At 53.7% G+C, this 21,100-nt stretch carries 17 protein-coding genes and 3 pseudogenes; 9 read left to right on the top strand and 11 right to left on the bottom strand.

From position 1 onward, the window contains the following. Positions 1–226: 226 nt before the first annotated feature. Positions 227–1,132: a DEAD/DEAH box helicase gene (locus AC2FML_RS18820; protein ID WP_496784065.1), complete on the top strand. Its 906-nt coding sequence runs from the start codon at positions 227–229 to the stop codon at positions 1,130–1,132. Between the two features lie 74 nt (positions 1,133–1,206). On the opposite strand, the gene AC2FML_RS18815 is transcribed toward AC2FML_RS18820, so the two are convergent. Both AC2FML_RS18815 and AC2FML_RS18810 read right to left on the bottom strand, forming a co-directional pair. Next, the gene (locus AC2FML_RS18815; RefSeq protein WP_496784064.1) at positions 1,207–1,914 is read right to left on the bottom strand and encodes an IS6 family transposase; all 708 of its coding nucleotides are present in this window, start codon (positions 1,912–1,914) and stop codon (positions 1,207–1,209) included. A 96-nt stretch (positions 1,915–2,010) separates the two neighbouring features. Next, positions 2,011–3,750 (bottom strand): amidohydrolase, encoded by a 1,740-nt coding sequence (locus AC2FML_RS18810; protein ID WP_170442136.1) that lies wholly within the window; start codon positions 3,748–3,750, stop codon positions 2,011–2,013. Positions 3,751–3,936: 186 nt separating this feature from the next. On the opposite strand from AC2FML_RS18810, the pseudogene AC2FML_RS18805 reads away from it, so the two are divergent. From AC2FML_RS18805 to AC2FML_RS18795, 3 genes and pseudogenes are all read left to right on the top strand, one after another. Beyond that, positions 3,937–4,281: pseudogene (locus AC2FML_RS18805) on the top strand (IS110 family transposase); the annotation flags it as partial. A gap of 26 nt (positions 4,282–4,307) precedes the next feature. Further along, entirely contained in the window at positions 4,308–4,508 is a 201-nt protein-coding gene (locus tag AC2FML_RS18800) for an outer membrane beta-barrel protein (RefSeq protein ID WP_480638462.1), read from the top strand. A gap of 160 nt (positions 4,509–4,668) precedes the next feature. Continuing rightward, a complete protein-coding gene (locus tag AC2FML_RS18795; protein WP_496784063.1) occupies positions 4,669–5,673 on the top strand; it encodes an AraC family transcriptional regulator in 1,005 nt (334 codons plus the stop codon). Between the two features lie 62 nt (positions 5,674–5,735). On the opposite strand, the gene AC2FML_RS18790 is transcribed toward AC2FML_RS18795, so the two are convergent. From AC2FML_RS18790 to AC2FML_RS18780, 3 genes are all read right to left on the bottom strand, one after another. Further along, positions 5,736–6,248, bottom strand: a complete 513-nt coding sequence (locus AC2FML_RS18790) for a hypothetical protein (protein ID WP_496736539.1) — start codon at positions 6,246–6,248, stop codon at positions 5,736–5,738. A gap of 227 nt (positions 6,249–6,475) precedes the next feature. Then, the gene (locus tag AC2FML_RS18785; RefSeq protein WP_496736540.1) at positions 6,476–7,405 is read right to left on the bottom strand and encodes an autotransporter domain-containing protein; all 930 of its coding nucleotides are present in this window, start codon (positions 7,403–7,405) and stop codon (positions 6,476–6,478) included. Positions 7,406–7,453: 48 nt separating this feature from the next. Then, positions 7,454–8,425 carry a SphA family protein gene (locus tag AC2FML_RS18780; RefSeq protein WP_496736543.1) on the bottom strand — a complete coding sequence of 324 codons (972 nt, stop codon included), beginning with the start codon at positions 8,423–8,425 and terminating at the stop codon, positions 7,454–7,456. 331 nt (positions 8,426–8,756) lie between these two features. On the opposite strand from AC2FML_RS18780, the gene AC2FML_RS18775 reads away from it, so the two are divergent. Continuing rightward, positions 8,757–9,251 carry a hypothetical protein gene (locus tag AC2FML_RS18775; protein WP_480638449.1) on the top strand — a complete coding sequence of 165 codons (495 nt, stop codon included), beginning with the start codon at positions 8,757–8,759 and terminating at the stop codon, positions 9,249–9,251. 175 nt (positions 9,252–9,426) lie between these two features. On the opposite strand, the gene AC2FML_RS18770 is transcribed toward AC2FML_RS18775, so the two are convergent. Continuing rightward, positions 9,427–9,870, bottom strand: coding sequence for a hypothetical protein (locus tag AC2FML_RS18770; protein WP_480638451.1), 444 nt, complete (start codon positions 9,868–9,870; stop codon positions 9,427–9,429). A gap of 291 nt (positions 9,871–10,161) precedes the next feature. Between AC2FML_RS18770 and AC2FML_RS18765 the strand changes: the two genes are divergently transcribed. Next, on the top strand, positions 10,162–11,094 hold the full coding sequence (locus tag AC2FML_RS18765) for an IS5 family transposase (protein ID WP_496784062.1): 933 nt from the start codon (positions 10,162–10,164) through the stop codon (positions 11,092–11,094). A gap of 213 nt (positions 11,095–11,307) precedes the next feature. After that, the gene (locus tag AC2FML_RS18760; protein WP_496784061.1) at positions 11,308–12,006 is read left to right on the top strand and encodes a hypothetical protein; all 699 of its coding nucleotides are present in this window, start codon (positions 11,308–11,310) and stop codon (positions 12,004–12,006) included. Between the two features lie 353 nt (positions 12,007–12,359). Here the strand turns inward: AC2FML_RS18760 and AC2FML_RS18755 are convergent, their stop codons facing one another. The 3 genes and pseudogenes from AC2FML_RS18755 to AC2FML_RS18745 all read right to left on the bottom strand — a co-directional run bounded on the left by AC2FML_RS18755 (position 12,360) and on the right by AC2FML_RS18745 (position 15,944). After that, complete coding sequence (locus tag AC2FML_RS18755; RefSeq protein ID WP_480638454.1) at positions 12,360–13,388, bottom strand: IS110 family RNA-guided transposase; 1,029 nt, start codon at positions 13,386–13,388, stop codon at positions 12,360–12,362. A 105-nt stretch (positions 13,389–13,493) separates the two neighbouring features. After that, positions 13,494–14,245, bottom strand: a pseudogene (locus AC2FML_RS18750) (IS5 family transposase); the annotation flags it as partial. A 154-nt stretch (positions 14,246–14,399) separates the two neighbouring features. Next, the gene (locus AC2FML_RS18745) at positions 14,400–15,944 is read right to left on the bottom strand and encodes a hypothetical protein (protein ID WP_480638456.1); all 1,545 of its coding nucleotides are present in this window, start codon (positions 15,942–15,944) and stop codon (positions 14,400–14,402) included. Positions 15,945–16,164: 220 nt separating this feature from the next. Here AC2FML_RS18745 and AC2FML_RS18740 point away from each other — a divergent pair, with 220 nt between their 5' ends. Together AC2FML_RS18740 and AC2FML_RS18735 are read left to right on the top strand one after the other, a co-directional pair. Then, positions 16,165–17,277: a linear amide C-N hydrolase gene (locus AC2FML_RS18740; RefSeq protein ID WP_496784060.1), complete on the top strand. Its 1,113-nt coding sequence runs from the start codon at positions 16,165–16,167 to the stop codon at positions 17,275–17,277. Positions 17,278–17,643: 366 nt separating this feature from the next. Then, positions 17,644–18,603, top strand: a complete 960-nt coding sequence (locus AC2FML_RS18735) for an IS110 family RNA-guided transposase (RefSeq protein WP_496784059.1) — start codon at positions 17,644–17,646, stop codon at positions 18,601–18,603. A 25-nt stretch (positions 18,604–18,628) separates the two neighbouring features. Here the strand turns inward: AC2FML_RS18735 and AC2FML_RS18730 are convergent, their stop codons facing one another. After that, positions 18,629–19,969 (bottom strand): mechanosensitive ion channel family protein, encoded by a 1,341-nt coding sequence (locus AC2FML_RS18730; protein WP_496784058.1) that lies wholly within the window; start codon positions 19,967–19,969, stop codon positions 18,629–18,631. A gap of 944 nt (positions 19,970–20,913) precedes the next feature. Continuing rightward, positions 20,914–21,100, bottom strand: a pseudogene (locus AC2FML_RS18725) (SDR family oxidoreductase); the annotation flags it as partial.

The following is a 21,100-nucleotide window of genomic DNA, read 5'->3' as shown; positions in this document are numbered from 1 at the left end:
GCTTGGCCATCTGCTCGCCGGTTAGCCAATAAAGGTCGCTCATGACACCGCTCCGTTTTTCGAGCCGTGAATCACGCAACGAAGCGAAAATCAATGCATCCTGACCCTAGAACTCGAGGAACCCCCGAAGAACGACATAGAACGATACGTCCTTTGGAAAGAGAAGCTGGATGCTGCCCGGGCGAAACTGAAAACCGACGTCGCGCACATTTCCGCAACATCACGGGTGGTCGCGATCACGACCAACCCTCTGATTTTACACTTCGAAAGCGTGGCAAATTCAGGCGGCGGCTCTTGGCACTTTGCGATAGCTGGCGAAGCTAGTCAGATCATGCTGCCCGCGGCTTTGATGGTCGCCAGTTTGGCGAAATGCTGCACCTTTGCCGGGGATCCTCAACAGCTGGCACCAATCGTTCAAAGTGCTGATCCGTTAGCCCAGGCTGTCCTGGGCAAGACGGCGTTCGACGTTTTCAAAGACGCCCAAAGCGTCTTTCTGAATGAGCAGTCCAGAATGTGCCAAGGCGTCTGCGGTATTGTTTCGCACACTTTCTACGGTGATGAACTCGTGGTGTGCCCAAAAGCCGCTCGAGATCCCGAATGGAAGTTGGCTCGATCTCCGTGGTTTCTAGACGGGCGAGAGATACCGCGCGTTCTCGTGGACGACCGCGCCGGAGAGTCCACTTGGTCAAAGCGCTATAATGGCAAGATCCGGTACGCATCGGCAGAAATTGCCGCGGCCCTGGTTCACGAGCTGTTGGGATCCTACGTCGAACCTGACGACGTTTTGATCCTAACACCATTTCGTGCTCAGCGCGCATTGATCAGATCGATGCTTGGCCGCCAGGGACAACGGGCAGTCCGGGTCAGTACGGTTCACCGGGCGCAAGGCAGCGAGCGAAAAATCGTGATCTTCGATCCAGTGGATGCTGGGAGCCCCTTTCTGAATAGCGAGACCGGACGCCGATTGATGAACGTAGCTGCGTCACGTGCACAGGCGCATCTGGTCATTCTTGTTGGCGAAACAGACCTCCAGAACCCATATCTTGCCAAGATGACCGTGCGCGCACGAAAGCTTTGGGACCGAAAGGGAGATTTCGCGTCACCGCTTCGTGTTCGTCTGCCACAAACGTGATAGTACCGTCATCCCTACGCGGGTGCTGTCAGACGAATTCGAACCAGTCTCAGTTTACCGCGAAAACCGCGAACCTATCCGGAACAAAGTTGACGCCACTCGCTAAGAGCGGCGGTGCGTGTCTGCTTGAAGGAGTCTCGGCTGGCTAGCGATCTTTCCTGGTTGAAGTGGTTGTACACGGAGGAATGGACGGAGGCGAATTTCTGTAGACTTCGCATGCGCCTGAAACGCAGCATCGCACGTTCGCGCCGTCGGAAAGGAAGGTGCGAATTCTCGACGCGGTTGTTGAGCCACCTGCCCGTCTGTTGTTTTTCGAGAGCACCCAAATCTCTTAGGGCAGCCTTGTAGGAAGCGAAGCGATCTGTGACGATCTCTTCGACGCAGCCGTGCCACTTCATCAATTTCTTGAGAAATTTCAGTGCTGCAGCTTTGTTACGGCGCTTCGTTACAACTGCTTCCAGCACCTCGCCTTCGTCATCCACAGCGCGCCAAAGATAATGCCGTTTGCCATTAACTTTCACAAAGACCTCGTCCACGTGCCACTTCCAATTTGAAAAGGTTCGGAGTTGCTGCACACGCTTCCGTCTGATCTCAGCGGCGAACATCGGGCCGAACCTATTCCACCAATAGCGGACTGTCTCATGGCTTACATCGATCCCACGTTCATGCAGGAGATCTTCGACATTCCGAAGCGAGAGTGGAAATCGGATGTACAGCATCACCGCCAGGCGGATGATTTCGGGGCTGGTTTTGAAGTATTTGAAGGAGGCAGGTTTGGTCATTCCTAAATGCTATGCAACCGCCCTGCCCTGTTCAAGGAAAGTTCTTCTGACAAGACCTTGTGGAGTGCCTCTGAACTTCGGTCGTATTGGCCGCGACTATAGTCCATCCCGATGGCGGAATTGTCCATCCATAATCGTTGCTTGAACCGTGGTCGTCAGCAGCTCTTCGGGACTATCCAACTCCAGAATGTTTCGGTCCAGAATCACAATATCGGCCAATTTCCCCACCTCTAGGGAGCCCAGCTTGTCTTCCATTCTCAATTGCCAAGCAGGATTGATTGTTACGGCCTCAATCGCCTGCATCAGGTCCAGCGGGGCAGCACCATTTGGGAACTTCTTAGAGTTCGCAGGGTCCAGGGGGTTCTTGAACGTAACCGCAGTATAGATCTGATAGAGCATACTATTGGTCGACATCGGCGCGGATGGGTAATCTCCTGCAAGGCTGACGCTGACCCCGGCATCGGCCAGTGGCCTGTATTGAGAAACACGCTCGTTCGTCCGCGTGTCACCCAACATGCTGAGAAAGTCCTGATCCTGCCCAGCCCAATCCACCGAAAAAATCGGAGTGATGTTTACCGGAATGCTGTTGTCGATCATGCGTTGCTGGTCATCAGGATGAACGATCTGATAGTGATGCAGCGCATTGCGCTCGTCCGCGTTGCCGGAGTCGCGCGACGCAAGGATCGCGTCAATCATCCCACGCACAGTGCCCGACCCTTCAACATGGGCAAAAACATCTAGACCTTGGTCGTTTGCGGCCTTGACGACCTCTTTCATCTGATCCGGTTTCACCGCCGAGATGCCTATATTGTCTGTTCCCTCGAACGGCTCCAGCATCAGAACCGCGCCGGCACTCCATGTCCCTTCGGGGTGTAACTTGATGCCATGTACGCGAAACAAGTCACCGTTGTACTTGTCGGCCATTGCACGTGCCCGCGCCGCAAATTCAACCGGATCGGCTGTCGCGTCCTTGTAGGCCGGTTGAACAAACGTTCGCACTGGCAAATCACCGTCGGCGAGCGCTTTTTCAAGCACCTTCATGGAAATCTCCAAATCATCGAACATGCCAGGTGCGTTTGTGAAATTCGGAGTGACAACACCAGGAATCAGTGCTGTTGTTGTGCCGCCTGCGACCACTTGCGGCTGAAGTTTTTCGCGGCTTTCCTCGATCATTCGCTCGGGATCCCAAGCGACCTTCGTATAGACAGGAAACCACGATCCTTCCTTGCCGACGCCCAATGGGTTCCCGTCGTCATCCCTGATCCAGTAAGTAACCCCCGGCACCGGGTCCGGCGTATCTTTAGTAATGTTTCCGGCTTCGAGCGCCTTGGTGTTCAGCCAAGCGTCGTGAATGGTGAAGTCGATGATAATCGCGATCTTGTCGGGGATGATTTCATCCAACTCAGCGGCAGTCGGCGCCCCCCCCATAAGGGTTGCATTGTATCCTTGGCCGACAACGATCGGCAGATCCGGGTTTTCCGCCACGTAGTCCCGCAGCATCTGCAGTGTTTCTTCTTTGTCTTTTGCCGCATTCAGATCGACGCCTAGTGTCGACCACGCGGAGCCAAGAACATGGTCGTGGGCGCTGACATAGCCGGGGAGCACCATCTTGCCGGTCAGGTCAAGAACTTCGGTGTTCTCGCCGGTTAAGCTTTCCACGCCGTTCACGTCGCCAACATACACGATCTGATTGCCTCGTACGGCAACGGCTTGTGCCTCGGGATTTTCCTTGTCCATAGTGAGAACGAAAGCATTTCTCAAAACTAGGTCTGCGGCATCCTGGGCATGAGCAATGCTGGCACATAGCGCCAGTACACTGGCAGAAATATACTTCATCTTGTGTCTCCCCTGTTAGTGGTTCCATCATACGTGAGGAATATCAATTTGCATAAAAAAATCGGAACCGAGCCTCCCCAACTGAACCGGTCCACCGCTATGTTTAGGAGGCTCTGAAGGTGTAGACGCCCCCGCTGGCCTCGATGTGCCGTTGTGGGTTTGCAAACAACCTGAACGGAGGCGTCTATGGAAGAGATTAGCATGATTGGCCTGGATTTGGCGAAGAACGTTTTCCAGGTGCACGGAGCAGATCACTCAGGTCACCCTGTTCTTCGGAAGAAACTGCGCAGAGGTCAGGTCCTTGAGTTTTTTGCCACGCTGCCGAGATGCGTGGTTGCGATGGAGGCTTGCTCTAGCGCGCACTACTGGGGCAGGGAGATTGGTCGCTTTGGTCACGATGTCAGGCTCATCCCACCTGCGTATGTAAAACCGTTTGTGAAGCGGCAGAAAAACGATGCCGCCGATGCGGAGGCCATCTGTGAGGCTGCGAGCCGTCCCACCATGCGTTTTGTCCCCGTGAAAAGCGAGGATATGCCTTTGGCAACACCTTGGCCTACGTGACCGCCGGGCCCTCATATGTCCGGGGCGGAGACGTTAATGACCGTTGGGGTTCCTCAATTGGTGCCGGGCTGGAACACCGAATATCTGACGGCGTTTCGATATTTGGTGAGGTCACACAAGAAAGGTTTGACAGCTCTGATGGTCAGTACGACCTGGAAACGACAACTGCTACGTTTGGGGTCAACTACCGCTTCTGACGTTCAGTCCATCACAACCTGGCCCCGGCAAATCGCAAGAAACATATTAGCCGGGGTCTAGCAATGTAAGAGCGTCGTCAAGTGGCGCACGAATTGCCGCCAACAAACAATCGAGTATTATCCTGCATCAGGACCGCTGCGCACTTGAAGGAAAATGCTCATGGGCGTCGATAACGCATGGCTTCGGCATTTTGCCCGGATGTTCGAGGAACGGCTGTCAGATGCCCGTACCTTTAAAAACGTTTTACAGGACTCCGGTTTGACACGCAGCGATCTTATTAAGCCAGCGAAACTAATTGACCCTTACAAAGAGGGTCAGTTTGTCCGCCTAGCTTGCGATCACTTGAAAATGCCAGTCTTTGCCACGATCGCCGGATTGGGTTTCAATTCTCCGCGCGACATCGTTTGGTACATTTTAAAGTATTCACCAAATCTAAGAGAGGCAATTGAAAACGCTTCACATTACGGCGCTCTGATTGACGACACTATTGACTATTCGCTGGTTGTATCGGGAAACCATGCCTCACTTCAGCTACAAATTGTTGACGGTGGTCTCACTAAATTTCACCGGAGGACAGAATTCCTTATCTTCTCGGCGATTTCTCTGATGCGCGTTGTCACGAACACCCAATTCTACCCATTAGAGGTTCGGTTTCAGCATGTAGTCAAATCCGCAGGGCCCGAAATACAAAAAGCTGCTGGCTGTGCCATTCTCTTTGGCTCCGAAAGAACAGAAGTTATTCTACCGCTTTCATCTCTTGATCTGCCAATTTCAAGCTACGACCCGGCTCTTAAAAAGCATCTGACCGATTACGGGGACAACCTGTTGAAAGAGAGGGTGGGTCTAAAGTCGGGCATCAGCAATAGGGTCGAAGCCCTATTGCTGAACGAACTGCCCGGGCGGATTCCTAATCTACAACAGGTAGCAACCGATCTGGGGCTCAGCTCGCGATCACTATCGCGACGTCTTAGCGAGCAGGGTTTGAGTTTTCGCCATATCGTCAATGACATCCGGTGCGACCTTGCCCAAACGTATCTGAAAGACGGCTTCACAATAGGTGAGGTTGCGTTTTATCTGGACTTTGCGGGACAAGCTGCATTCTCAACTGCCTTCAAGCGCTGGACAGGTTTAACACCGCGGCAGTTTCAACTGCAAAAAAGCTGAAAGGCCCTGTATTGCCGTTCGCATTGGTTGCCGGGGCACGTTCGGGGCGCACCCCTGACAGGTTAGTGAATCGACGGAACTGGGGTCATCGCGCAGTCTGAAATCTGCGGTGCTTTCCACAAAACAAATTCGTTCTGGTCGCAACCGTCGATGACCAGAGCCACTGCATGTTTCGGAATTTTGGTTTCGAGAATGACCGGAGTTTTGTTTGTCAGACAACCAAACCTGATCGCATAATCCAATGCAGCGTCAAAGCTGGTTGTCCAAGATAGTCCAACTTCTTTACCAAGACTTTGCCCGCGAAATATCGAAATTTCCCTGGGAAGCAGGCACCACTTAGCGGTAGGTGTCCAACTTGACTTACGTTTTTCAGCTCCCATAGCGTGAACAAACATAGTGTGGTCGATTTTTTCAAACCCACCCCACAAATTTTGCAGCAAGGGCCAAAAGTCCCAGCTGGAGATTTCATTTTCAAGAAGCATTTCGACAACGGCATCTGCGCGTTGATCGGCTTCATAATGTCTGTTCAAATGCATGCTGATTACTTCAACGGCACTGATCGCTTCGGTCTTCATGACTGACGCTCCGACTTTGTATCTGCAATTGGCAACGCACCTTTTCAGGCACTGTGATCCAATATTGGAGGTGGCGATCCTGCTCCTCATTCGAAAATGAGCCAAAATCTTCGTTTAATCTGCCAAGCTGAGGTAAATCGCAAAAAATTAACAAGATTTGTAAATCTGGATTCCATCAGGGAATCTTACGTCCGAACATTATCTTTAGCTCAAAGTTGAGCGCGACGCTAAAACCTGAGGCCCAAGCCTATGGAAAATCCGTCAAAATCCTCGGCGATTATACCATTCAGCATGATCCGCCCGGCTTGTACCGATGGAATACCAACTCCGGTTGTGTCAATCTCGATGCCGACGCCGGCAGTTGCCAACCAATCAGTGTCCAGAACCTTTGCGGCATCCCCATGATAATACACCAGCCCAGCGTCCAAAACGAGGAGAGTGGCCAAGTTGAAGAACCTGACATCTTTCAAAGGATAGCGATGGCGAGAAAAAAGCGTCGTCTGGTTGGAGTTGGCCTTGGCCCCACCGGCTTGTGGTTCGTCAATTGGGTGAAACTCCAGAAACGTTTGGCGAAATCGGTATTCTGCCTGCCAAAGGCCAATTTGTGCTTCCTTGAATACTGCGACAGATGCCCCTAATCCCAGTGCATTCAGGTTTCCGTCAACTGAATCCGCCGTCTGCGAATTGACCGGAAGCAACGGGAAGCTAATAATTGAAGCATCAGCCGTAACATGGCCGAATGATACATGCCCGACCGGACGAATGCGCCAGTCATTTTTCAACGGAAACTCCCAGCCTACACCAAAGGTTGCCGCTACACTTGCCCAGGTCACGTCCACATCGACACCAGGTGCAATTTCTGGAAAGAAAAGCACCGGGTTGTATTTCTGATAAGCCACAAGCCCTTCAAGATATAAGCCATTTCCGAGTGGGTAATACCCGCCTCGGAGTTGGCTTGATCTGAAGCTTTTCGTGTCGCCAGTCGCCCTTAGAAAGGAAAAAGAAGACATTGTTTCGTTTGGGGTGGCAGCAATACTCAAAACTGACAATGCTGCGCGTGCCGCCGCTTCTGAAGCGTCCGGATCAGTACTTTGCGCTGTCGCAGCACAGCCTACACTCATAGCCAAAATCGCCACGCAGGCACGATCTTTTCTCATTTTGCCTTTGAAGGAAAACGATTCACCGAATGACCCCACGCACACCTGTTAAAATGCGTAGGCAATCGACAGCAGGGTCGCGAAGCCTTCCGTCGTGTTTCGGTTGTCAAATTCCTTCCCCATGCGCAAGGCGATCTGAGCGCCTGGAAGATCTTTGGGTTTCCAGACACCTTCGGCTCCGACCAGATTGATCTCATATTTTGAGGGATTACCTCCGGGCGTCCCGCTTTGCCTTGAAACCTGGAATGACCTTGCTGCTAAAAGCCCCAGATTGAAGCCCCGGGCGACTTCTTTTCCGAAAGCAAACTCCAATGACAGGACGTCACCTGGGCGAATATCGGTGGTTTTCTGCCGTCCGAACGTTTCGTAACGTGCCTGAAACGTTGCCGCCCAAGGCAAGCTCGCATCCTGCTTCCATGTTGATCCCACGAACAGCATGTGGCTCCACAGGCCCTTGCCGGTGTTGGTGCTTCCACCCGCTTCAAATTCTCCGGTTGGGGCCCAAAAGGTGTAGGACGTTTGAAAATGCCAGGTATTGTGATGCCACCCCAACGCGATTGGTGTGACAACTGTGTCTCCCAGATGGTAGTCTGTCCCCGACCCGGGTTCAGGCCGCAATATCTGATCTCGGTAAGTCAGGACAACGCCTGCCGCATAATCGGCCCCGAGTATCCTGACGTCACGAAAAACATATCTGAAGGTCAACCGGGCCGCGTTGACTGTGGGCGTGGGTGCACCGATGTCATCTCCGTTGTCATCGACATAACGTTGGATATCGTAGTTGATCCACCCATTTTCGATTACCCTGGTTCCCTGAGGAGGCAGTACAGCAGAGGTTTGTCCCAACCCGCCACCCAACCCGTAGCTTCCCGCAATTGGAAACTGAGCCGCCGCTGTGCCGCCGATTATCGAAACTGCAATGAATGTCAGAGCGCCGAGAACCGCTGAAACATGTGTCGAAACAGGGAAAAATGCACGTGCTGAATTTGAAGATAGGAGAACTTGCCAAAACCGCTTCATAATGGAACACCTCGCTGCCTTTGTAAGGCGATCATAATCAAATTTGTTTATTTGTTAATAGGCGGTGACTTGCTCGCCACGGTCGTCAACTGTTTCCGTTTGATACGATTGAGCAGCGCCTGAGCATTTCACAGCGACATATACGCGCTACAGTTCCAGGTAGTTGGGCAAGGATACATTTCCCCTGCCCGTTCATTGGCCTCGCGCTCGCGTTTTATTGTATGATCTAACAAGTACATTGATACGCTTGACCAGTATCTGCGAAAATACCGTACCACAAAGCCGCTTCCTTTCGCGCCCTTCAAAATCCCACTCGAATTGGACCGATTGAATGACAGTCGCAAAATCCCCAAAAAAAACACCACGACGAGCAGCAACATTGGTAATGGCCGTGATTGGGGCCAGTTTATTCCTGCTCTTCCTTTCTCGCGACCTTCCCGGCGGGTTGGGTGACGATTGGGCAAAACAGAATTTCGGGCTTGTGATACGCTATGTTATCGCAATGACCATAGGTGGGGCGTTCATGGGGTTTCTGCTGGCTCCAATGTTTGGTCGTTCAGGCTTTGGAGGATGGGTCACAGCATTGGTTGGCGGACTTTTGTCAACATTCATTGCAGGCGCGTTCGGCAGCTTTTTTGGTTTGTTGCCTGACCTCCTTTCCGATGGCTGGCAGGCAAGTGACCTCGTTTCAATATTATTTGGGTTTGCGGTTTTGCCACTTGCCGCTGCCGAAAATATCAGCTCGTCTTTGATTTGGCTGGTAATGGTGATGGCGGCACATATTCTTTCCCTCTTCGACCGCAGAATGAACACGGCGTGCCAATGATGCTTGTTGGCCATGAAAGCTCAACACTAGGGTCCCGACCCTATTTAACTCCGGTGTATCTGTTAGTTGAACCGACGCAACCAATGTTTCTGTCCGGTGAAAATCAGCGTCGTGCCGGGCTAACTTTTTTACGCGGCAAATACTCCGGGAAACTCATCAAAGAGTCCGGGGGGGATTAAAACTGGTCAACCCAAAAGCGGTTTAATGACATTGTCACACCATGCCGTTTGAGGGCAGACCGCTCACATTGGACGCGTTCAATCGCATCTAGCAACGCGGATACATCTTTAGTGCTGGCATTTTTCAGATAGTCGATGATCTCGTGCCGGACATTTTTCCAACTTGGACAGGCGTGCAAAAACAGGGCCATAAAATTTGCGAAAATATTCAACAACTCCTCTTCGTTACGTGCGTGTGCTTCATACGCAGCCCAAGTCAAAGTATCATGCAGCGCACTTTCAAACGCTAACTGCTCTCTGTTAGAACCATGCAGTTCGATCCAGGTTTGGTGCAATCGCGCCTGCTTCAACTCGCTCGCTCGCATGACCAGATTGTGGGCCGATGCAGTGGTCAAAGGATATTGCTTTCTCAGTAACTTTAAAAGTTTGAAAGACTGCATGCCTCGCGCCTCGTACTCTTTTCACAAAAAAAAGAATTAAGAATGGGCGCGCTCGTGATGCAGGTAATTTACAGTTGGAAAACAGTTAACGGTTTTAGTCTCCAACGGTATCCCTGAGAGACGCTTTAGACGAACACGCTAAGAGCTTTTTGAGTATTGTTGGAGAGACGTTGGACACGAGGGAGTTGACCCTAAAGTGCTCGTAGTGCCTTTATGGCATCGCCTGGCTTTGTTGCGCAAAGGACTGAGTTAGGGATTCATCTCGTGAATCCAGCGTGGTAGCTGGTCTACATGAGCAGACCCATCCCGCCGAGCTACAAGACCAAGAACTGGCCGGCCTACAACGAAGCGCTGAAGCAGCGTGGCTCCCTGACGATCTGGTTCGATCCGGACATGGCCTGGGTGCCGCCGCCGACCGGCAAGCAAGGCCGGCAGCCGCAGTATAGCGATGCCGCGATCCAGACATGCCTGACGATGAAGGTGCTCTTCGGCATGGCCCTCCGGCAGACGACCGGGTTCGTGGAGAGCCTGTTGCGCCTGGTCGACCTCGACTGGGCGGTGCCGGATTTCAGCACGCTGAGCAGGCGCCAGAAGGCTCTGGCCGTGACCATCCCCTACCGTGGCTCGCAGGGCCCGCTGAACCTACTGATTGACAGCACCGGCATCAAGGCCGAGGGCGAAGGCGAGTGGCACGCCCGCAAGCATGGTGGCGCGAAACGCCGTCTGTGGCGCAAGATCCACATCGGTGTCGACGAACAGACGCTGGAGATTCGAGCCATCGAAATCACTGGGAGCAACGTCGGCGATGCGCCCATGCTGCCGGAACTCCTTGACCAACTCCCCGCTGATGTGGAACTCGGCACGGTCACCGCGGATGGCGCCTACGACACGCGCAAGTGCCACGACGCCATCGCCGACCGGGGCGCCCATGCCGTCATACCGCCACGCAAGAACGCCAAGCCGTGGAAGCCGTCGACCGCGGGCGCCATTGCGCGGAACGAGGCCCTGCGCGCATCGAAATACCTCGGCCGCGCGCTCTGGCGAAAGTGGAGCGGATACCACCGCCGAAGCCGCGCCGAGACGAAGATGCATTGCGTGAAGCTACTGGGGCAGAGCCTCATGGCGCGCGACTTCGATAGTCAGGTCGCCGAACTCCAGATCCGAGCCGCCGTGCTGAACGGCTACACCGCGCTCGGCGTACCTGTCACAGAGCCCGTTGGATAAGTGCGTCTGGGGAAAGGGGACGTCTGGGCTTCTTGCCCTTTGCGCAACAAAGCCGCATCGCCTTCATAGGTATCGGAAAATTTTATTCGAGGATTCTGACCTTTGTGCCAAGCTGGGGCGTCTTTCCAGTTTCTCAACTTTGGTACTAGTCTCAAACCGTCGTCAGATATTTGCTTTCGGCGCTGCTACGATAAAACCAAAAGGCGCTATTAGATGAATGATGTATGGATCGTTGCAATACCTATACTGCTTGTTGACGTGGTCAGCCCAGTCCTTTTGGCAGCGACTGCTATCGCGTTAACCGGCGCGAAGCCGATTGCAAGCAGTCTTGCACTGATACTAGGGCATACGGCTGCATATTTTTTGATTGGAGTTTTGATAGTTTACGGGTTGGCAGAGTTCATTGCTCCGGTGGTAGACTTTGTCATTGATACATTCGTGAATCCGACACCAATTTACTTTGTAGTTGGGTTTCTACTGGGAATAGTCTTTCTTACACTTGCATTTACGTTAAGCATAAATGCTTCAATGAAAAAGCAATCGGGCAAGTCTGAAGCTATCCGACAAGAAGAAGGAGTTCTGCCTTCATTTCTCATGGGCGCAAGCATCTGCATAGTCGGGATACCGTTCGCGGTTCCTTACGTTGGTTTCATAAATGAGATGTATCGTTTTCACGTCCAGTCCAAGCTAGCTGGATTGCTGATCTACAATATCGCCTTCGCCATTCCATTTCTGTTGGTTCCGCTTGCTTACCAACTAATGGGGGGCTCGATCGTAGATAGCCTGAAATCATTCAACCGATTCATCAGCACTACCGCGTCTTGGCTCGTACCCCTCTTGTTTGGTGTTTTAGGGTGCGCTTACATCGTTGACGCTATTAAGTATTTTTTGACCGGGTCTGGGTTGGTGTGAAATCGGACACGAGAAACTCATTACGGTCAGGACTTCGGTAACGGGGTCGCTTCAGTCAAGCGGTTTTGGGTATAACAATTGATCCGCCGGAGGGGCTACCTTGGTATTGTTAGTGTCCGTTCCGCCTTTTCTAGCGGCTTTCGGCTGAGATCCTTTGGGTACTTGCTTCGGTTCGTGGTCAGCGCGATGGCTGCCAACATGATGCTGGTTCGATGTAATTCCGATGTGCCCATCTCATAGGCGTGCTTGGCAAAGAATAGCGACAGTCCTGACCACGGCATCATCGGAACCACGTCCCTGGGGGACCTCGAAAGCCCGCGCTCAAGCAGGCAACGGGTAAGGCAACGACAAGGTCAGGTCATTTTCGGTGCCTCATCGGGCTGGAACTCGGTGCCGTCGATCCAAATCCGATGAAGTATGACAGCGATGCGGCGTGCGAGAGCAACCATTGCGATTTTACGACCGCGGCGTTGAGCCAATTGGGCGCCCCATGTTCGCAACCAAGTCGACCGGCCACGGTTCATCATGACGGTTGCGGCTTGGCACAACGCCCGCCTCAGATTCACGTCACCAGCTTTGGTGATACCGCCTGACAGGTCCCGTTCACCGGACTGATTGCGTGAAGGCGTCAAACCAACCCAGGGACCAACTCTCTTTGACGACCGAAAGCGAGCCGGATCATCGACCGCAGCACGGAATGTCAACGCTACTACTGCACCGATCCCAGGCATCGACATAAGGCGTAGGCATACTGGATCATCCCCAGCCAACTTGCGCACGCGCTTTTCGAGACCGGCCAGTTCCTGTCGCAGAGATGCTCTGGCACGCAGCATTGGTGCTGTCGCGGTTTCCAGCATGGGATTTCCATCTGCCAATTCCCGAATGCGGGCCTCGAATCTGCCGCGAGAGATCGCGCCCACCTTGAGGCCAAAGTTCCGCAGCAGTCCTCTCAGCGACATTTCCAAGGCGATCATGTTTTGTTGAATGGCTTTGCGGGCACCGAGAACGGCGCGGGTTTCTTGAGCCGAGACCGATTTGCAGTGAACCGGGCGGAACCAGCCAAGGTGAAGCAGCCGAGCGATCCCCTCGGCATCGCGCCGATCCGTCTTGATCGGCATGGCCTTCAATGCACCTTTCACTTGGCGCGTTTCCATGAGTACCGCATCAAGGCCAGCTTCGGTCAGCCCACGGTGCAGCCAATGCGACAGTGGCCCGGCCTCCAGGCCACTCGCAGCGATGCTGCCGTCAAGTTCATCAAACCAGCGCGCCAGAACTACGGGTTCACTTTCAGTCTCTGCTTCGTTGATAATCTGGCCGTGTTCGCTGATCACGCAAATAGAGGTCTTCGCAAGCGATACATCCAGTCCAACAAATGATTTCATCCCGTCATCCTCCATGTGGGCTCAATACGGGAATGGCGACAGCGCGGTGCTGATCTGGCAAGTGGCAACGGTCGTGCGTGACGCAGGCCCCGTTACAGCATCCCACAACCAAAAAATGACGGTCGCGGCAAGGCATATGGCGGACAGGAACAAGTCACCGCACCTGTCATAGCGCGTCGCGATACGGCACCAGTCTTTCAATCTGGCAAACAGATTCTCGATGCGATGGCTCTGACGATATAGCTTGGTGTCATGTTCAGCCGGGTTTCTTCGACCACGTCGCGCCAGTATGCAGGCCTCGGTGCCGCGTTCGGCAAGCGCCTCACGGAACCTGTCTGCATCATACCCTTTGTCTGCCAAGAGTGATTTGGCTCGTGGAAGGCTGCCCAGCAACACCATAGCACCCTTTGCATCGCTCATCTGGCCGGATGAGAGGAAGAACGTCAGTGGCCATCCACGTCTGTCGCAGACCGTGTGCAGTTTGCTGTTCAAACCGCCCTTTGTGCGACCGATGGCACGCGTTCGAGCCCCCCTTTTGAGAGGCTTGACGCTGTTCGGTGTGCCTTCAGGTGAGTGCTGTCGATCATGATGGTTTCACCATCCTGTCCTGGCTGAGCCAGTTCCCTAAAGATACGGGCAAAGATACCCATGCGAGACCATCTCACAAAACGATTTTAGAGCGTCTTGTGCGACCCATGATCCGCCGGAGCGTCTCGCCACCGAAGGCCGTTTCGAATGACATGGATGATACCGCTAAGCACCATTCGGTCGTCGGATCGTCCACCCCCGCGAGGTTTCGGGAAAAGGTGTTTGATGCGGTTCACGTGGTCTGACTTGAGCCAAAACAGATGCGACACGTGCGTTCCTCCCATCGCCCTTGAATCACGGGCTCACACCGGTTGGAACCGCCATATCGAACGTCAAGAATGACGACTTTTCCACCGTCTGACGGAAGGGGCAGCCGTTAGCAAAACACAGCGCCAATTTCCAACGTCCGCATTCGGTTGGAGATCATTTAACGGAGAGTAGAGCGCTAATCCCCTGCTCGATGCGTCCTGCGACAGGCTCCGCAAGCGGGATCGAACGCAGGAAATATTCTGGGTCGACCCCGGCCTCGAAGAATGCCGCCAGAGCCTTTTTCCCCATATCTATTCGCCCGGCCATTGCATGCATGGCGGCAATCAGCATCCAGTCGTACAGATTGTCACGGCCATCCACCTCGCTGATCATATCCGAGGCCACCTCGTATTCGCCCCGCATGAAGGGATCGAGCGCACAAGGGATGTTGATCCAGATTGGCAGTAGCGGGTTGTGTTCTCTTGCGCCTTCGATCATGGCTGTCGCTTCTTGCGTGTCCCCGATTGCGGCGAGCCAACCTCCCACCATCGCAGTCAACAACGTGGCATTCGGGTTCGCCTCGATAGCGCGCTCTATCAGGTTGGCGTACCGGGTGTTCTCACCGTGAAATCGCGCGAAACTCGCAGCGGCGTAGAGAGCTTCCTGACAGTTAGGTGCCAACGCGATGGCCGTTTCTGCATGGCTCCTTCCATCGGAGACAACATCTTCCGCAGACCGGGCGCCCAAAGCTGCTTCCTCGATTAGTGCAATGGCCTTGAGCGCGTGGGCCAACCCGCTCGAAGGATTGTCGCGTAGCGCGGTGTCGATGAGGTCACTGAACTCTTCGAGACTGGATCGGCGTGAAGTCCGCATGTGTGCATGAAACGCCAGAAGGGCCTCAAAGACACCTGCATCTTCCGCACGCCTCCCGGAGTATTGCGCATTGAGATCTTCGGCGACTGCGCCGTAGGCGTCCGCCATACGGGTCGCGCATTGCCGTGCAATTTGTTCCTGCACATCGAAGGGATCTTCTGAATCTCCGGAAACGCGAAACCTGTCGGACCAGACTAAAGCTTTTCCAGGGTTTCGGTCGAGTTGAACTGACACACGCAGGCTCCCACCAGCCTCCCGGACATTGCCTCTCAAGATGTAGTCTGAACTCTCTATCAGTTCTTGTTGCCCCACCTCCCGCGTTGAGTGGTCGGTGTGCCAACCTGACAACACTTTGATCTGGCCAAAGCGGGCGAGCTCGAGCGCGATCTCTTCAGGCAACCCTTCTCGGAAAATCAGGGCTTTTTCGGAGTCCGCACCTTCAAACTGCAAGATTGCGAGTGTTGGTAGTCCACGCGGGATGCTTTTTTGGATTTTGCTTTCCTCTACCGCGCGCCGCACGAACTGCGGGCGATACCTGCCCTTCGGAACGGTGATTATGATCTCGTCGGCGACACCAGCTGTCAGGTAGTAGTGTTCAATTGCCTTGCGCAGCTTGATCGCTTCGATTCGGACAATGGAGTCATTGTTTGAGTCAAAATCGGCGCCGCGTCCGAATATATCCATCGCGAGAGCAGTACCCTTGAGGAACTCGCCCCGACCCTCAAGCTCTTCGTTTACAATGTGGGCGAGGAATTTCTGTATCCTTGGGCCAGCCGTAAAGTCAGGCGATGCCAGGATTTTCTCAAGCTGTTGGGCTATCTCTTCGTTGCTCGGTTGGTCTCTCATGGTCAGCCTCTGTAGCTTCAACCCCTAAACTCTAAGCCGCAAGCCCGCGCTTGCAACCTGTTTGCAAAATTGCTCCCCATCGGGTGGATCGGTTGGCGTTCGGCGCTGATCGCCCAACTGTTGTTAACAGTTGTCGACGTCCCGCTTCATCACACCGTTGGCTAAGTCCCAATCATCGAAAACGCGGACAGATCCGCAAAAGCCGAAGGGAAACAGAAAGATGAAAGCCTCCAGCACCAAGAACCGCTCCTGGACCTCCACCGCCATCACCGCCATCCTGGCTGCCACTGTGACCACCACTGCCGTCACAGCCAATGCTTGTTCGCGCTTCGTTGCCGACACGGACCATGGCACAATCGTGACCCGTTCGCTGGACTGGGGCGGCAGCCGTCTTGGCGCCTATGCCCGTGTCCACCCGGAGGGCGAAGCCCGCGCTTCCTCTGATGTTGCCGAATACGCCAACATAAAGGAATGGACCGTAAAGTATCACACGGTTGCCATGGAAGAGCACGAGACATTCCACGGTGTCACCGCCGAGGCAATCAACGACCAGGGCCTGAGCGCCATGGGCCTTTACATGAACGACTCCAAACCCTTCGTTACCGAGCATAAGGATAGTGGTGCGCCAGCGGTCAACATGGCAGACCTGACGACATTCATCGCCGAGAACTACGCCACCGTGGCCGAGGTCGTCGCCGGACACGAAGCGGGTGAGTTCCAGATCGCATGGGGCAGCAAAATGCGCGGCAGCGACAGCTACCACGGCGTGCACTTCTCGGCGGTCGACAAAAGCGGCCATATTGCACTCTTCCAGCTCAACGAAGGTGGCTTGGAGGTCGTCTACACCGGCGATACCGACAGCGATCTGCGGGTCATGGTCAACAGCCCGCTCCAGCAGGACCAGCGCGAGTACGCCGCCCAATTTGATCTTGCAAACAATCCGTCGGGGCAAGGCATCCCTGCCGACATCGGGTCGGCCAACCGCAATGTCCGGATGCTCTGGACGTCAATGAACCAGGATTACAGCGATCTGAACTACGCCGAAACGCTGGGCCGCATCCAGCAGGCCTTCGATTACTCGGTGACCGTGCCCTTGAACATCCAGGACCCGCAGGACAACGGCGCAGGCGATGACTACCCCACCTGGGTAAGCTTCCAGTACAACTTGGACAATGGGGATATTCGCACCCGCGCCATGGATACGGCTCAGACGATCACTTTCAACATTGAGGACACGAAGGCCTTCGACGGTCCTGTCTGCGCCGACCTCATCCAGCAGGCCAATGATGGCAATGGCGACGTAAAATGGGGGACCTGCAACGCGAACTCCTGAAACCTAGACCGACCCCTCCAAGTATCACATGACAACCGCCGCTCCGGAAATCCGGGGCGGCGAAACATTGCGAGCCTAAATCCCCTGAACCAAGGCAGACCTGTGCCCGAATTGAAAAGTTGCAGCTCCGCGCAGCCAGCCGATCACTTTATGCGAGCGAGGTTTGTTGGTCCTGAGCCTTCTGTATCTCGAGTTTGCTAACTTAACCCCCGTCAGCAACCTTTGCCGAGGTTACTGACGGGGCGGTGTATGGCGTCTGAGCCTTGTGGCATGACCACGTTTCCTAGCGAGCCAGCACCGTCTCTCTTCATCGTCTCGAACAGTTGAATGCGGCCGGTCTGGACCGCGGAGCAGAAGGAAGAGGGTATGAACAAAGTATCACACGAACAGATCATCGGCATAGACGTCAGCCGCGATTGGCTTGACGTTCATTGTCTGCCGGACATTCGTAGGTTGCGGCTCCCGAACAGCGATGAGGGCCACGCGCAGCTTGTTGGTCTGGCACAATCAACGCACGCGCTTGTTTGTTTCGAGGCGACTGGAGGGCAGGAATGGCGTCTGTGGACCGCGCTGGATGCAGCCGGTATCGCGACTCGGCAGTTGCCGCCAGCTCAGATCAAAGCCTTCGCTGCCAGCCATGGCACACGCGCCAAGACGGATCGGATCGACGCGGAACTCATTGCGCGATTCATGGCATTTCGACCAGACGCAGGGCGCGAACTGCCACATGGGAAATTGCGCCTTCTCAGAGCCTTGGCATCAAAGCGTGCGCAACTTGTCGAGACGCGCAAGAGACTTCTGGCGCAGATCAAGGCGCATGAGAAGTTGGGAACGGATGGGATATTCACTGAAGTTGATGCTAAGCTGAGGGCGCTGTTGGATCGACAGATCGGTAAATTGGAAGACCAGATTGCGCAGACGATCGCCGCAGATCAGGGCCTTGCACAAACCGCTGGTATCTTGCGTTCTGCCCCCGGGGCCGGCCCCGTTGCCAGCACTATGCTGATCGCGGAAATGCCAGAACTGGGCCAACTCTCGGGAGAACAAGCTGCTGCGCTCACGGGCCTGGCTCCCATTGCTCACAACAGCGGTGCGATGCGCGGCAAGCGCGCCATTGGTGGCGGACGGCGACAGGTACGACACATCATGTTCCAGGCTGCTCTCGTCGCGAGTCATCACAATCCGCATCTCAAGATCTTCGCAGATCGTTTGCGCGACGCGGGCAAGCCACACAAAGTCATCATCACAGCAGTCGCCAGAAAGCTCGTCACAATCGCAAACGCACTCCTCAAATCTCGGCAAAACTGGTCGGCTCAGACCCCCTGAGAAATACAGTTGCTAATGATTTCGTTCAATCAGCAGACGAAGGCTCATTTCCGGTGTGAACATGCACGTCCATCTGCGGATATGCGATAAAGATGCCTTTGTTCTGCAAGCGTGTTTTTCCAGTCTCTGTCAGGTCCCAAAGTACATCCCAGTAGTCATCGGTTCGCACCCATGGCCGGCAAAAAACGTTCACGGATGAAGGCCCCAATTCACCGACAAAAATCCGGGTTTCCGGGTTTCTGAGGCAACGTTCGTCTTCAACTACCATTTCGTTAAGGACCGCCTTTGCGCTTTCAATGTCATCCTTATAACCAATCCCAAATACAAGATCGACGCGGCGCACACGGTACTTGGTAAGGTTTTCCATAGACCCCTGCCAGATGGACTGATTTGGGATCTGAACAAGGCGATTGTCAAAAGTTCTGAGCTTTGTCGAAATCACATTCACGTCGATAACTGTTCCCACGATCTGATTGATCGAAATAACGTCGCCTTTTGAATAGGGATTAGTCGCTTGAAGCAGAAAACCACCAATCACACTTTGAAAAAGATTCTGCATCATGAAGGCTATCAGAAATCCAAAACCACCGATAACGGCAGTTGTGACACCGATATTTACGCCGAGCCCCCACAGGGCTAAGAGAAATCCGAGTAGTAGAATGCCCCAGCACACAACATTCGGCACGACGACTGCCGCAATTTCATTTTCTTCATCTCGATTTCGGAGCCATCTGCCAGACACTCTTTTTAGAATGCTCCCGAGAATAAAAGCCGCGATCAGAACTAGAATCGCTTGAAATAAACCGCTTAGCGCCCTAAGCCCGCCTTTCCCAGATAGCACCCAGTCCCAAGATAGATGTGCGATTGTGATCCATTGGTACGACAGCATAAGTTCACCTATGAAGCCCCAGATGAAGTCCTCGTGTTTTTTCACTTCTTCTTCTGGTCCACCTTTGCGGGCCAAAGCGTAAACCACGATCATGTAATTTTGAAAATAACCAATATTCTCTTGGTTTACGGCTTTTATTTCTGCAACAAGTTCAGGAACTTGATCATCTGCTGCGGTATCCAGCAGTGTTACACCCTCGGCTATTCTAGAGAGATTTGTTTGGACGCGGCGCTGCCAAACGTCTGCAATTTCTGTAAGATCGTCTACGCCCAAAGCCACTAAATGCCGGGCAAGAACTTTGTCGTGAACGTCTGGGTCACTCGAAATAGAAATTGAATTCTGATACGGATCCGTATGATCCAACTGTTGTGCCCGTGCCGCCCCAAGAAACAAAGACGACAGCAACACAACAGACAAAACCGTAGGTATTATTGACGCCGTTGTTCTGGCGACGTTCCGGAGATTGAATTGCGTCATGTATTCTCTCACACGGGTTCAGTCCATCTTCGCAATCAATGGCACGACTACTGCAGAATTTCTTAGCGTCCTTCAGATTAGGTGCGAGTGCGTCGATCTATCAATACCTTACAATGAATGAATTTTTTCACAAATCTATTGTAGGAAGATAACTCAAGCCAACGATTGGCCTTTGACAAGGTGCTGGTGATAGAACCCCGTTGGATAGGTCAGAATGAGCGAAAGTGACCAACTGCGGCCGTGGTGAGTGGTTTGAAAACAATACAAATTTTTAGGGTCAGGATGTATTGATTTTCGCAGGGCTCTGAAGGTGTTGTCTAATCGCACAGCCTAGATCAAGTCTCTTTGCGTTTTGAGTATCGGTTGCCGGGTGCATGGTTGTCTTCGCGGTCGACATCGGCCGCCCCATGATGGAGCTTCGCGAGGTGAGCCTTCCAAATGTAGACGACGCAATCAGCTGATCCAGCGGTGCAACACCTACAGCGGAATGGCTCTGCTCACGTCCCGGCGAGGACGTTATGTGTCCCCTGAGACTGACACGGTAGTGGTCTATTACTCGTCCTCTTACCAAGCAGAGGTTTGGGTTCACGCCTACGCCCGCGAAATCGTTCAACAACTGTTCAGATGAGTTGGTTCAAAGGTGAGTTGGAACGTTGTGAAGCCGACGTTCGCCGCCGAGCAGAAAACTGGCATGTTGGGCTCTCACCAAGATTTCGCCGCCACCAAGCCGAACCTCGGCTTTTGGGACACGGACGGCAGCTCATCATCGGAAACGCCGCAGGATCAACCTCTTGGCCAGAGCTGTCGATGGCCGGTTCATGTCCAATCCCAACAAGGGCCTTTCTGCTCAAGCATTCGGCGGCAGTGAGCCCAAAGCGGACTGAAATGTGCTCGCCAAAATGAATTGCGGCGATAGACATTCTCCTGAGCGGTCTAACCCATCACTAAATGCATTCACCGCCATCGATAACCAGGGCTTGCCCCGTCATAAAAGCGGATTCATCTGAAGCTAATTAGACAATCCCATGGCCAATCTCTTCAACTGTCGCCCATCGACTCATGGGGATCGCCTGCTCGATGTAGCTTTCCAGTTTGGCACGGCCTCCCATCTGCTTTTCGAAGCCTGCATTG

Source organism: Ruegeria sp. BHSC029, from assembly GCF_059613085.1.
The sequence above is the reverse complement of the archived record's forward strand: the minus strand, read 5'-3'. Positions and strand labels throughout refer to the sequence as shown.

What these genes read in the sequence shown, in the direction of transcription:
- AC2FML_RS18815 (WP_496784064.1), bottom strand. Translation starts at nt 1,914, where the DNA reads ATGACCAAACCTGCCTCCTTCAAATACTTCAAAACCAGCCCCGAAATC.
- AC2FML_RS18810 (WP_170442136.1), bottom strand. Translation starts at nt 3,750, where the DNA reads ATGAAGTATATTTCTGCCAGTGTACTGGCGCTATGTGCCAGCATTGCT.
- AC2FML_RS18795 (WP_496784063.1), top strand. Translation starts at nt 4,669, where the DNA reads ATGGGCGTCGATAACGCATGGCTTCGGCATTTTGCCCGGATGTTCGAG.
- AC2FML_RS18790 (WP_496736539.1), bottom strand. Translation starts at nt 6,248, where the DNA reads ATGAAGACCGAAGCGATCAGTGCCGTTGAAGTAATCAGCATGCATTTG.
- AC2FML_RS18785 (WP_496736540.1), bottom strand. Translation starts at nt 7,405, where the DNA reads ATGAGAAAAGATCGTGCCTGCGTGGCGATTTTGGCTATGAGTGTAGGC.
- AC2FML_RS18780 (WP_496736543.1), bottom strand. Translation starts at nt 8,425, where the DNA reads ATGAAGCGGTTTTGGCAAGTTCTCCTATCTTCAAATTCAGCACGTGCA.
- AC2FML_RS18775 (WP_480638449.1), top strand. Translation starts at nt 8,757, where the DNA reads ATGACAGTCGCAAAATCCCCAAAAAAAACACCACGACGAGCAGCAACA.
- AC2FML_RS18770 (WP_480638451.1), bottom strand. Translation starts at nt 9,870, where the DNA reads ATGCAGTCTTTCAAACTTTTAAAGTTACTGAGAAAGCAATATCCTTTG.
- AC2FML_RS18765 (WP_496784062.1), top strand. Translation starts at nt 10,162, where the DNA reads ATGAGCAGACCCATCCCGCCGAGCTACAAGACCAAGAACTGGCCGGCC.
- AC2FML_RS18760 (WP_496784061.1), top strand. Translation starts at nt 11,308, where the DNA reads ATGAATGATGTATGGATCGTTGCAATACCTATACTGCTTGTTGACGTG.
- AC2FML_RS18755 (WP_480638454.1), bottom strand. Translation starts at nt 13,388, where the DNA reads ATGAAATCATTTGTTGGACTGGATGTATCGCTTGCGAAGACCTCTATT.
- AC2FML_RS18745 (WP_480638456.1), bottom strand. Translation starts at nt 15,944, where the DNA reads ATGAGAGACCAACCGAGCAACGAAGAGATAGCCCAACAGCTTGAGAAA.
- AC2FML_RS18740 (WP_496784060.1), top strand. Translation starts at nt 16,165, where the DNA reads ATGAAAGCCTCCAGCACCAAGAACCGCTCCTGGACCTCCACCGCCATC.
- AC2FML_RS18735 (WP_496784059.1), top strand. Translation starts at nt 17,644, where the DNA reads ATGAACAAAGTATCACACGAACAGATCATCGGCATAGACGTCAGCCGC.
- AC2FML_RS18730 (WP_496784058.1), bottom strand. Translation starts at nt 19,969, where the DNA reads ATGACGCAATTCAATCTCCGGAACGTCGCCAGAACAACGGCGTCAATA.